We start from the raw sequence: 12603 nt of genomic DNA on the forward strand, positions 1-12603 counted from the left end.
CCTGTGACCCGTTTTAGCGGTGGACGAATGATTGAAAATTTTGGGTGTTAGATTATTCTTGATGAGGAATAAATCTTTTTATCTGTACTAATATTGAAAACTTCTGTACATTGCTTAGAACACTCGATACCTAAAGTCCTGTTGTTCGAGCAAATCATGAAACGAGAAGGTAAGGTTTTTTTGTACTCGGTTAATCTGCATGATACACTGCGTTACTAATTCGTTGTTTCTATTGACAGTCATATCATTTTGAATATCGCCAGTACCTCCGTATCGGTGAAAATCAACGACATCCTCGCCCGAAAAATCAGGGTTTTGTTGTAAAAAATCCTTAAACCAATGTTCTCTTTGCCGCATTACTTCGGCAGAATACAGTGTTGCCGATGACCAAATATGTGGAATCGTTGGGTTTTTGCTTGTATTGTACAGTGCTTGGCCATCCCAACGAATCTCACAAATTTGTGTTTGATTTTGGTGGTTAATGATAATTAGTGTAAAATTTTCAATACCTATGAAATTATAATTCTGGTAAAAATCGCTAATGGTATTATACTGAAAAAAATCCAGTATAATTTGGCCACGGCTTTGCCGATAAGGAGGCTGTGGCGTATGCTTTTCAAAAGCCCCATTCAACAAACAAAGGGTATAGTTTTGTGACGTTGCAATCCAAGTACCTCCTGCTTGTGTATCTTTTGGCATAAATAAGCATTGCCCATTGATAGTATATTGCTTGGGAGGAATTGCTTTAGGGCGAGCTACAGCCTCATCTCTATTGTTGGTCAGAATAAACCCACTAACGCTTGTTGGCAAAAAAGTCAACACACACATAATACTGCTATTTGAAATGAAAAGTTGAGCTTACTGAGCTTGAGCTCGGTAGCGAATAGTAGAATAAGCAACCCCAAAGTCAGAAGGGACAGTTATTTCTGGAAATGCCTCATTCAATCCTATTTTGATAATCGCCAAATGATGAATGGTGTGTTCTATCAAATAAATCAATTCACGATTGTAGCTACTCGGAATCACCCAGTCTTTTTCTGTACCATAATCTGATTCCAAGCGTAACGTTCTGTCGTCTTGCCAAAGGGTCAGCTTTCCTACAATTGTTCCCAATAATTGAATCGTAAATTCTTTATCTGTTTCAATCAGGAGCTTTCGTTCTCGTTTATCATAATTGACAGTACCAGTTACATAACCTTTCAGTAAACACTGATAAAACTCGGTAATATGCCTAACATGCTGCCCTACCGAATTGCCATGAAGTTGTTTGAGGGCTTGTGTATATTGTTGTTCAGTTATTTGCATCAAGAGGTCCGACAACTGCGTAATAACCTCAATATTTATTTGCTGTAACATTCATACAAGGGATTAAAGTAGTATAATAATCAATCTATTTCTTTTAGCTTTTGTCAAGGGCTATCAAAGTCTATTTATGGGGAAAGTTTGTTCATTCCTCTATCACTCTGATGGCATTTAGTACAATAGAAAACGTTACGTCGTCGCTCATACCCCAAGTACCTCCTCCTACTTTCCAGTCACGTCGATTAATAACCGTTGAGCCTTGAAAAGTAGCTTTATTACCTTCTTGGTAAAACACAAAAGGCAGTTTAATCTGTTTGGTTGCTGCTTTCATCGTCAGATTAAAATAGCCTATGTAATTATTCCCTTCCTTTTCAATTTTAAGGGTTTTCATTTTGATTGTTGGATATTTGGCTACATCAAAAAAATCTTCTTTTTCTCGTAAATGCTTATTTCTAAGGTTATTATCTGTATCTATCGTAGCGGCATCTACCGTTGCTACGATACTTGCATTAGCCAAATCGTTGGGGTCAAATTTGATACTGCTAACCAAACCCGAAAACTTTCCCTGTACGGTAGCCCCAAGCATCTTGATTTTGAAGCTAATATTGGCAGTTTGGGGCTTCCAAATCTGAGCCATACTATTCACATAACCATATACGAACAGCAATACCAATAAGATTTTTTTCATGAGTTAAATTTTGATTGAAACTGCCACCAATGGCATCAGGCTTTTGTACCGCCAGCGGTCATTGTAATCTTGTTCGATAGCTACTTTTTTATCGGAACTATATTCGATAAACTGAAAACTCAAACCTGCTCTAATTCCTATTTTGTTAGATACCCAATACCTAGCATATAGTTCAGAATTGAGGCTTCCTAAGTCGGAATCACTCACCAACAAAAGGTTAAAGCCTGTGGGTTTTGCCCCCGCACCAATGCTTCCATCGTCAAAACGCCTTTTTGAGTTAATGGCTTTGAGTGTTCCAGTTTGCTTGCCTCCAAAGGTATAACCGAATGCATCAATATTAAATCCAACTTCTAGCTTGGAAGCTATTTGATATTGCAAATTGATAGATATATTCAAAGCATTGGTTTGTACTCTACCAACCCGAAAAGTATCGATATTAGCTACTAAATCATCCGAAAATAAAGCCACAATACTCGAATTGCCAGATGTAAACTTAGCTGGTGCTGTTCGCAGCTCGGTACTTCCCTTAAAAAACGACGTAAGGCGTACACCATACCCTAGCTTAAATTTGCCCGATGCACCTATTCCATACATTTGGGTGTACGACAGTGCTGGCGAAAAGCCACTTCCTCCAGCCAATGCCAAGTCTATGGTAGTATATTTTCTAGGAATTTCCTGAGCAAATGTAAATCTGGTCAGCAACAACAATATTAATAAGATACTTAGATTTTTCATTTGATTTTATCAATTTAATTAAAAGTGAAAGAAGTAACAACACGCTATCTATAGATTAATTTAAACGGGCACTTCCAAAAAGAACCGAAAATTGCTTGCACCAAATCAGCACATAAGGATGGGTTTTGAGGTCGACCTGAGCAGGGACTTCTACGTAAAAAGTCCCTTTTTGTGTCAATTTTGTAATACTTACATGGTTTTTAGCACCTGTATTTTCGGCCATATAAATATACAAATCAGGGCCTGCGTCGGTCATGAGGTTTTCAAAGGAAAGATACCTCTTTTGTGTATTTAGGCTATCGGTCAATACCTTTACTGTACCCGAAGTAGTATGTACGCCATTAGTAAACATACCCTTGATGGCCTCATTTTTATCGGACGATGGCAACACAACTGTGGTAGGAGGTGCTTGATTGACAACGGGAATGATTTCGTTTTGTACACAAGCAAACATCAAACTTAGGAGGGCAAAAAATGCAAATGCTTTCATATTTGTCTGTTTTTTTTAAACAAATATGAAAGCATTTACAAAACCAAGATGTCGGCTAGTTGACGATACTCAACAATTAAATCGTATCCGAAAGAAATAATTCTGGATTATTTTTTGGCAATAGGATTGGCCGAAAGAGCTAGAAAATCTAATATCTGAATAGTATTGCGGGTATAGTCCAAAATACCAGCCTGTTTAAATTCATTGAAAAGTTGCGTAACAGTTTGACGAGTCGAGCATATCAAGCTGGCAATATCTTGATGAGTCAAATAGTTTTTGAGTTCTATTCCTTCATTATTTTTTTGTCCTTCTTTCGTAGCCCAGTCTTTGAGAAATAACAAAAAGCGACTTCTCACATCCCTAAACATCAAATTGGCATAGCGATTTTCGAGCCTCTTCAGCCTAAAACCAATCAATTTGGTATATTTGATAGCCAAGGCAGGGTTACTTTCCAAGACACTCTCAAAGTCGGCTACTTTAAAACTACAACACGTAACTTGGTCAGAAACCGCCACAGCAAATTCGTCGGTAGAGTTGTCGTCGAGCGTAAATTGACCAAACAAATCGCCACTTTGTAGAATATCCTTGATGGTTTCGTTGCCATCGGCATCATTTTCTACAATTTTGATAGTTCCTTTTTTTACGGTATAAACGCGTTGGGTATCGTCGTGGCTAAAGTAAATAATTTCACCTTTCTTGGCCGTTTTAAAATTAGAAATAAGGCAAATTTCTTTTACTTCTTGCGAATTTAAGCTCGAAAAAAGCTTATGATTCTTTAAATACCAATACTTAGTTTCATGATTCATGCTATATTGCGAGTAGTTGTGAGGTTATTCGTGAACGAAATTTACGTAATTTTAAGTATGCTTAGGTATAAACAACATAGATAATTTTGTGGTTATTTCGACAAACGACAAATGAATTTTGTGGCTTTAGGAAAAGAATTTACCTATAAGCATATTAATCATACCCCATAAAATCAGCACTTATAGCCAATTTAATTTGGGCTTAAAACTTATCATTCATTTTTAGGGTAAAACCTTTAAAAATTGTGTATTTTTGAGAATCACTAATAAAATGTGAGCTTAATCCTAACTCATAAGAATCGGTTCGCTAGAAAATATTCAATCCTGCCTATGGCAAAACTATTAATTATTGACGATGAAAAGGCGATTCGTGGAGCCTTGCGTGATATTCTGGAATACGAAGGATATACCGTAGAAGAAGCGAGCGATGGAGAACAAGGTCTGGAAATGGTGAAACAAAATGACTACGATGTTGTTCTTTGCGATATTAGAATGCCTAAAATTGAAGGACTAGATTTGCTACAACGTGCTACAGAAATGGGCAAAGGAACGCAATTCATTATGATTTCGGCCTTTGGTAATGTAGAAACAGCCGTAGAAGCTACCAAGCGTGGAGCGTTTGATTTTATTTCAAAACCCCCCGATTTGAATCGCTTATTGGTTACGGTACGGAATGCTCTGGAACGTGGCAAAATGATTACGGAAACCAAAGTACTCAAGAAGAGAGTGTATCGCCTCAACGAAATTGTGGGCGAGTCGGCTCCGATTCAGCGTGTAATAGATACCTGCGACCGTGTTGGCCCTACAGAAGCCCGAGTGTTGATTACTGGCCCCAATGGTTCGGGAAAAGAAATGGTAGCCAAACGCCTTCATGAAAGAAGCAATCGTGCTCACATGCCTTTGATTGAAGTTAACTGTGCTGCTATTCCATCTGAACTAATTGAATCAGAACTATTTGGTCATGAAAAAGGAGCTTTTACTTCGGCTATCAAGCAGCGAATTGGTAAATTTGAGCAGGCCGACGGCGGCACACTTTTCTTAGACGAAATTGGCGATATGAGCCTTTCGGCTCAGGCCAAAGTACTTCGGGCTTTGCAAGAAAGTAAAATTACCCGTGTTGGTGGCGACAAAGAAATCAAAATCAATGTTCGGGTTTTTGCGGCAACTAATAAAAATTTACAACTCGAAATTGCTGAAGGTCGGTTTAGAGAAGACTTATTCCACCGCCTCAATGTTATTCCGATTCATGTGCCTGCACTGAGCCAACGCCCTAGCGATATTCCGCTATTGGTCGATAAGTTTTTGCAAGATATTGCCGACGAATACGGTCAACCAACCAAAGAAGTAAACGACGATGCTATGAAATATCTGCAAGCTTTACCTTGGACAGGTAATGTCCGTGAGTTGCGTAATGTGGTAGAACGCCTCGTAATTATGTGCGGCGATATTATTACCTTAGACGATGTCAAGCTTTTTGCAATGCCTGTTATTTAGTTCATAACAAAGATTATATAGCACAAACCCTATCAGCACATTGGTATTGATAGGGTTTGTTTTTGTACAATCGTATCGTTTTTCGCCCTTATTTAGGCTGTTTTTTTTCAGGTTTATCCTCTCCTTTTTTGCTTTCTTCAAGCTTAGGGTTTGTACTCAAAAATCCTGTTCTATTCACAATTTTCCATTCACCTTTAATAAGCTCTACAATACGGAGTTCCTTGGTAGCTTCTTTTTTCCCTTCAAAGGTTTTCACTTGGTCGAAAGTTAGCCATACATACGTTGGATTCACCTTCCTGAAATTTACATTTTCACGCTTATAAGTAGCCGTTTCATTCTTTTTTCCTTCAGCAAAAAAACTGGTAACAAAACTATTCAAAGCATCCCAACCATCTTTTTGTATCATTTTTCCTTTTTCGGTAGTAGCAAAATATACTTGAGGCGTTTGGCGGTAGAGCAATATCCATTTGTCATAATCTTTGGCCACATAATATTTGGCTTCGTCCGAAATAACCTGTTTGATACTAGCTTGTTCTTGTGGAGATGTTACATTCTGAGCAATAAGTAATTTTGAAGACAATACTAACAAAAGAAGAATAAAGAATCGTTTTTTCATGTGTAAGAATTTTAGGATGATGGTATTAGGATTATAAGTAATCGAACAATTTAGCAAGTATATATTTGACAATCAAACACTTAACACTATATCTATACCTAATAGCGTGTAGATTACCCCCAATTTAGTCAAAACTTTATCTTTGATAACGCATAAATCTTAATTTTCAAGATAAATTTCTAATAGAAATCTACTTTTTTACGTCAAAGCTGTTTAACAGAAAATTACTAAACTTCTTTTACAAAGAAACCGATTAGCATTAAGATAGATTTTTAATAGTGAATCAATGACAATATCTCAACAACTTTCCACAAAAAAGCACTTTGGTTGCTAACCAAAGTGCCTATCTATTCTAAACAAAAAATCCTATTTACGGTAATCTAACGCAGGTTTTCTATCACCCAAAAGAGCTTCGTATTTGAAGCCTTCACCTCTTTTTTCTGTCCATTCGGCTCTTGCTTTATCAATAAGGCTCTGGTCGGTATACAAATCTAAAGCGGTAATAGCCAAAGTTTTTGCCGCTACAATCATACCTTTCTGGCCAATCGACATGCCACTTGCTGCTGTTGACTGCCAGCTATGTGCCGCCGAGCCAGGCACCCAAGTAGCAGTACCCAAGCCGACTGTTGGTACAACCCAGCTTACATCGCCAACGTCGGTAGAACCACCACTGGTAGCACTTTCAGACGCATCTTTCAAATCTTTGATTTTAGCTGCATTTGTAATAGGCTGTTTTTGCTCGCCTAAAGTTTCGCTAATTTTTTCAGCAAATTGCTTTTCTTCTTCATTATACACTACACCACCTACTTTTTGCAAGTTGTTGTTCATTATACTAGCCAATGTTAGGTTAGGTAAAAGGTTGTATACCCCCCCCAATACTTCCCATTCTACTTTTGTGCCTGTACCCAAAGCAGCACCTTGAGCCGCATTTTCAATTCTTTTCCAGATACTTTGCAATATAGCACGGTCTTTATGACGGGCATAATAATATACCTCTGCAAAAGCAGGTACAACATTGGGGGCATCGCCTCCTTTGGTAATTACATAGTGAATACGAGTATCTTGTGGAATATGCTCACGCATCATATTTACCATGTTGTTCATTGCTTCTACACCATCCAAAGCCGAACGTCCTCTTTCGGGCGAAGCAGCGGCGTGTGCCGCAATACCTCTGAAACGAAATTTGGCATTTTTATTAGCCAACGACGTACTAGCATCTGCGGCGTTGGCCGAACTAGGGTGCCAGTGCAACACCACGTCGATATCGTTGAAATATCCCTCACGCACCATATACACTTTGCCAGAGCCACCTTCTTCGGCAGGGCAGCCAAATATTTTGATAGTACCCGACTTACCTGTTTTTTGTAACCAGTTTTTTACCTCAACGGCTGCTGCTACCGAGGCCGTTCCAAACAAATTATGTCCGCAACCGTGTCCTCCTTTTTGATTTGGAATAGGCTTCACTTCTGGCACAGCCTCTTGTGCCAAACCTGGCAAGGCATCGTATTCGCCCAAAATACCAATAATTGGCTTGCCAGCCCCATAAGTGGCCACAAATGCCGTTGGAATACCCGCAATACCTGCTTTTACCTCAAAACCTTCTTTTTTGAGTTGTTCTTGCAATAGTAATGAACTTTTTTCTTCTAAGTATCCAAGCTCTGCAAAATTCCAGATTTGCTTAGAAATACCTGCATATTCATCAAAACGCTTGTCCAGATTACTAATAATTGTTTGTTTATCTCCATCAAGAGCATTTGGTGTTGCCTTCTTTTTTTGTGCCAACCCCGAAAACGACAACAATGTCAATAATACGATTACTTGTTTTTTCATAAATAAAGATAGTTTGGTAATTGTGAAGCGAGCGACTGAATTATCAGATTATACGACTATGATTAGTTTTTAATTTGCCCAATACTACAAAGTTAGAAATCTCTGACAAAAATCAAAGCTAAGGAATATCTCCTTCCTCAAAATTGTACTATTTTGAGGGGTTACACCTATATAATAGTACTAAAAATAGGTTTTAATACCCTACCTCCACTAAGCATACAAGCAACAGATTGAATGAATATTAAAGGATGGCACTATGCTTAGTAATTTTCAAAATCACTTATTTACAAAATTAGCATTGACAAATATTTTTTTTAGCTTACATTTGCATATATTTTTAGATTAACCTAAAATAATATTAAGCTAAACTGAAATGAAGCATATCTTACTAATTATCACTTGTTTATTATTGACAAGAACCCATGCCCAAATCAAACTAAGTGGTCGTATTACTCAGCAGGGTTCTGGCGATGCACTCATTGGGGCCAATATTTATTTACTTGAACTTAGGCGTGGCACTACCACCGACGCCAATGGCGAATACCATATTAGCCCAATTCCTAAAGGAAATTATACTGTACAAATCAGCTATATTTCACACAAAACGCTTATTCAGGCTTTAGTTTTGCAGCAATCGCTCGTTCAAGACTTCGCTTTGCCGCACACTGCTATTGCTATTGAGGAGGTCATTGTGTCGGGGTCATCTACCAAAACATTGATTAAAGAAAGCCCTATTCCTATTTCGGCTTTGTCTCGTACACAGTGGTTGCAGTCGGGCTCTACCAATTTGGTAGATGCTATTAGCAGGCTGCCAGGGATGTCCCAAATCACGACAGGCTCTACTTTGTCGAAGCCTATTATTCGAGGATTGGGCTTCAATAGAGTTATTACGATGCACGATGGTGTGCGTCAGGAAGACAATCAATGGGGCGAAGAGCATTCGTTGCATATCGACGAATATTCGATAGACCGCTATGAAATTATCAGAGGTGCGGGGTCGCTGATGTATGGTTCAGACGGTATTGGTGGGGTTATGTCGGTTATTTCACCCTTACCAATAGAAGAAGGAAAAACACAAGGAAATATTTTGTATAACTACCAGACCAACAATGCTATGAGTGGTGTGTCGGCTAATTTGGCCGGCAATAGCAACGGGTTTATTTGGTCGGGACGTATCAGTATGAAAGATGCCAAAAACTACCAAAACCCTGCTGATGGGCGTGTTTTTGGATCTAATTTCAACGAACTTAACTACTCTGGAATGTTTGGTGTCAATAGAAAATGGGGGTATTCGAGGTTGTACTTTTCTAAGTTTGGCCAAAAAATAAATATCATCGATGGGCTTCGTAATGAACGAGGAAAATTTGTTCAGAAGGTCTTTATCAACAACCAAGAAAAACTCCAAGAAGTAACCGAACATGAGCTTGAAAGCAGAACTATCAATCCTGCCAATTCCCAAAACCTTAGCAACTACAAAATTTCGTCTAACAATCTCTATTTCTTTGATAAAACATCGCTCAGCCTCAATATTGCTTATGCACAAAACCACAGAAAAGAATACGGCAATATCCAAAAGCCTCTTGAGCCTGATTTATATTTCTTTTTACAGAACCTCTATTATGATGTACGCTATAATTTTGCAGAAAATAATGGCTGGGAAACTACACTTGGAAGCAATGGTATGTGGCAAAGTATGCAAAATCAAGGAAATGAAACGCTCTATCCCAATTTTAATTTACAAGATAAAGGAATATTTATTTTTAGTAAGAAAAAACTGCATCGTTGGATTATGAGTGGTGGTCTTCGCTTTGATCATCGTAATCTCGAAATTAACAAATTATATGTAGACCAAAACGGAAAGTTTCAAACGCATGAGTTAGGTGCTGTAGAAGAACGTTTTTCGGGCTTGCAAAAAAGCTATGCAAATCTGACAGGGAGCTTTGGTGCTGTTTGGAAAGTAACCGATAAGCTTTCGGTCAAAGCTAATCTTGCACGAGGATTCAGGGCCCCGAGTGTACCCGAATTAGCATCTAATGGCGAACATGCGGGTACGTTTAGGTACGAAAAAGGCAATGTCAATCAGCAGTCGGAAGTATCGCTTCAGTCTGACTTGGGAATAACTTGGGAATCGTCGAGCCTATATGTCGATTTTAATATTTTCAGAAATCATATTCAGCATTACACCTATTCCGAGCGAGTACAGAATACCTCGGGAAAAGATTCTACTGTAGCGGGTGTTCCGGTGTTTCAGTATGTGCAAGGCAATGCTTTGCTCTGGGGTATCGAAGGTAGTATTACATTCAATCCTGAGTCGGCCAGATGGCTAAGTTTTACCCAAAGTTATTCGATGGTAAATGGCCAAAACCAACAAGCAAACAATGACTCTCTCAAATATTTGCCTTTTATGCCACCTCCAAGATGGATTTCGCAAGTAAAACTTACCAAAAACTCTTGGGGAAACCATATCAAAAACCTTTATATTATGGCTGAGTGGGAATATAACCAAACTCAAAATCAAGTATTATTGGCCTATAATACCGAAACGCCTACCCCTTCGTACCAGCTGTTGAATATAGGAATGGGGACAAGTATTATTAATCGACAAAAAAAGGCTTTGATGTCGATATACATTAGTGCCAATAACCTTTTGGATACTATTTACCAAAGTCATCAAAGTCGCCTAAAATATTTAGACCAAAATCAGGTGACTGGTAGAGCGGGGGTATTCAACATGGGTCGTAATATCAGTATCAAACTGCTTGTGCCAATTGATTTCTAAAAGAATTGAGTGGTTGAGTGGTTGAGTGGTTGAGTGGTTGAGTGGTTGAGTGGTTGAGTGGTTGAGTGGTTGAGTGGTTGAGTGGTTGAGTGGTTGAGTGGTTGAGTGGTTGAGTGGTTGAGTGGTTGAGTGGTTGAGTGGTTGAGTGGTTGAGTGGTTAGGGCAAACAGCAGCTCAATATTTTGAGTTCCCAAAACAACATCTTTTTTCAAAAAATCACTAAATCACTCATTCACTAAATCACAACTCACTAAATCACAACTCACTAAATCACAACTCACTAAATCACAACTCACTAAATCACTCATTCACTAAATCACTCATTCACTAAATCACTCATTCACTAAATCACAACTCACTAAATCACAACTCACTTTTCAACGTTGCCATTTCAAAGTATTCAGCATTTTCACAACATCCTTTTTTAGGTAATCAATAACAGGAGAAAGAGAATCGCTTTGTGTTGAAGAATTAAAATACAAAGCACCTCTTAAATAGTGTTGTGTAGAATCGGTTACATAAAATTGCAAATACGTAGGCACTTCGCCCTGCAACTCTATCAAGCTAGCAGTTTTACCTGTTTTGGTTTTCATCACCATTTCCTGAATAGAATATGCTTTGATATTGTGTTTAGCGGCCAAACGATGAGCATCATCAATCAACTTCGCTAATTTTTGTTTGTCACCACCCAGCGACTTATAAGTAAGTTGTACAACAGCCTTAAAATCAGGATAATACACATATATCCAGTGGGGTTCGGCCCAGGGTACTGTATCGGGCTTAATAACAGCGTATTTAGAATACTCAAAAGTATAAGGATGAGTTTCTTTCAAAGCCTGATAAGTGGCCACAGGCAAGTCTATTCGATTATAGCCTTTGGGTTTGGGCATAAAATCATCATCCGTTTTATTTTGGCGACAAGCCACTGCCAATAAACATAAAACAAGAAAATAACAAGAAAACCTCATGAGCCTTAGCCTATGAGGTTTTCTTGTTATGAGTGATAAAAAATCTTTTTTGAGATTCATTAAAATTATATTTAGTCTTCAAATAAATTACCTAAACCTCCCAATACAGAACCCCCTTCTTTATTGGTATTGCCACCATAAGGCGATAATGTACGAATGAGTTTTGACAAAGGCATCGACTGAATCCATACTCGGCCAGTACCACGCATAGTAGCAAGGAATATCCCTTCGCCACCAAATATCATTGATTTTAAATTACCTGCACGCTGAATATCGTAACTCAATGTAGGCTCAAAAGCCACAATACAGCCCGTATCGATACGAAGGGTTTCGTTGTTCAAATATTTTTCTACGATTGTACCACCTGCATGTACAAATGCAAGGCCATCGCCTTGAAGTTTTTCTAAAATAAAACCTTCGCCACCAAAAAAGCCAGAGCCAATTTTTTGGTTGAAAGTAATTGATACTTTAGTACCTAAAGCGGCACACAAGAAACTATCTTTTTGTGCGATAAGGGTATTACCTGGCAAATTAGCTAAATTAATCGGGATAATTGTACCTGGATGTGGAGCAGCAAAAGCCACTTTTCGTTTGCCATAGCCCCGATTGGTAAAATGCGTCATAAACAGCGATTCGCCTGTTAGTAAACGGCTACCTGCTTGAAATATTTTGCCCAAAATTGAATTATCAGCATTTGAGCCATCGCCCATTTTAGTTTCAAACGTAATGCCATCTTCCATATAAACCATAGCACCAGCTTCGGCAATAACGGTCTCGTTGGGGTCTAATTCAACTTCAACAATTTGAATATCTTCTCCTAAAATTTTGTAATCGATTTCGTGTGAGTTCATGTCAGTTTTAGCTATTAGATTCAGAAAAGCAAGAAAGCTCGCTT

General features: G+C 38.4%; 12 protein-coding genes. 2 read left to right on the forward strand and 10 right to left on the reverse strand.

Annotated features, from left to right (window positions below):
• Positions 1-114: 114 nt before the first annotated feature.
• The 6 genes from FLEMA_RS69435 to FLEMA_RS69450 form a co-directional block, all read right to left on the reverse strand.
• Positions 115-828 (reverse strand): NRDE family protein, encoded by a 714-nt coding sequence (locus FLEMA_RS69435; RefSeq protein ID WP_044171834.1) that lies wholly within the window; start codon positions 826-828, stop codon positions 115-117.
• Positions 829-858: 30 nt separating this feature from the next.
• Complete coding sequence (locus FLEMA_RS0121170) at positions 859-1356, reverse strand: hypothetical protein (protein WP_026997786.1); 498 nt, start codon at positions 1354-1356, stop codon at positions 859-861.
• Positions 1357-1447: 91 nt separating this feature from the next.
• The gene (locus FLEMA_RS0121180; RefSeq protein ID WP_026995963.1) at positions 1448-1990 is read right to left on the reverse strand and encodes a YceI family protein; all 543 of its coding nucleotides are present in this window, start codon (positions 1988-1990) and stop codon (positions 1448-1450) included.
• 3 nt (positions 1991-1993) lie between these two features.
• Positions 1994-2725, reverse strand: a complete 732-nt coding sequence (locus FLEMA_RS69440; protein ID WP_044171835.1) for a hypothetical protein — start codon at positions 2723-2725, stop codon at positions 1994-1996.
• A gap of 55 nt (positions 2726-2780) precedes the next feature.
• On the reverse strand, positions 2781-3215 hold the full coding sequence (locus FLEMA_RS76145; protein ID WP_052354100.1) for a DM13 domain-containing protein: 435 nt from the start codon (positions 3213-3215) through the stop codon (positions 2781-2783).
• A gap of 107 nt (positions 3216-3322) precedes the next feature.
• Positions 3323-4021, reverse strand: a complete 699-nt coding sequence (locus FLEMA_RS69450; protein ID WP_044171836.1) for a Crp/Fnr family transcriptional regulator — start codon at positions 4019-4021, stop codon at positions 3323-3325.
• Between the two features lie 330 nt (positions 4022-4351).
• Between FLEMA_RS69450 and FLEMA_RS69455 the strand changes: the two genes are divergently transcribed.
• Positions 4352-5515: a sigma-54-dependent transcriptional regulator gene (locus tag FLEMA_RS69455; protein WP_044171837.1), complete on the forward strand. Its 1164-nt coding sequence runs from the start codon at positions 4352-4354 to the stop codon at positions 5513-5515.
• 88 nt (positions 5516-5603) lie between these two features.
• Here FLEMA_RS69455 and FLEMA_RS0121275 read toward each other — a convergent pair whose 3' ends face one another.
• Positions 5604-6131: a hypothetical protein gene (locus FLEMA_RS0121275; protein ID WP_044171838.1), complete on the reverse strand. Its 528-nt coding sequence runs from the start codon at positions 6129-6131 to the stop codon at positions 5604-5606.
• Positions 6132-6497: 366 nt separating this feature from the next.
• Complete coding sequence (locus FLEMA_RS0121280) at positions 6498-7961, reverse strand: amidohydrolase (RefSeq protein WP_026997787.1); 1464 nt, start codon at positions 7959-7961, stop codon at positions 6498-6500.
• 373 nt (positions 7962-8334) lie between these two features.
• Between FLEMA_RS0121280 and FLEMA_RS69460 the strand changes: the two genes are divergently transcribed.
• Complete coding sequence (locus FLEMA_RS69460) at positions 8335-10740, forward strand: TonB-dependent receptor (protein WP_044171839.1); 2406 nt, start codon at positions 8335-8337, stop codon at positions 10738-10740.
• A 377-nt stretch (positions 10741-11117) separates the two neighbouring features.
• On the opposite strand, the gene gldD is transcribed toward FLEMA_RS69460, so the two are convergent.
• Both gldD and FLEMA_RS0121380 read right to left on the reverse strand, forming a co-directional pair.
• Complete coding sequence (gene gldD / locus FLEMA_RS0121375; RefSeq protein ID WP_026995969.1) at positions 11118-11708, reverse strand: gliding motility lipoprotein GldD; 591 nt, start codon at positions 11706-11708, stop codon at positions 11118-11120.
• Positions 11709-11779: 71 nt separating this feature from the next.
• Positions 11780-12559, reverse strand: coding sequence for a TIGR00266 family protein (locus FLEMA_RS0121380; protein WP_026995970.1), 780 nt, complete (start codon positions 12557-12559; stop codon positions 11780-11782).
• Positions 12560-12603 lie beyond the last annotated feature (44 nt).

The organism is Flectobacillus major DSM 103, from assembly GCF_000427405.1.
GTDB classification, from domain to species: domain Bacteria; phylum Bacteroidota; class Bacteroidia; order Cytophagales; family Spirosomataceae; genus Flectobacillus; species Flectobacillus major.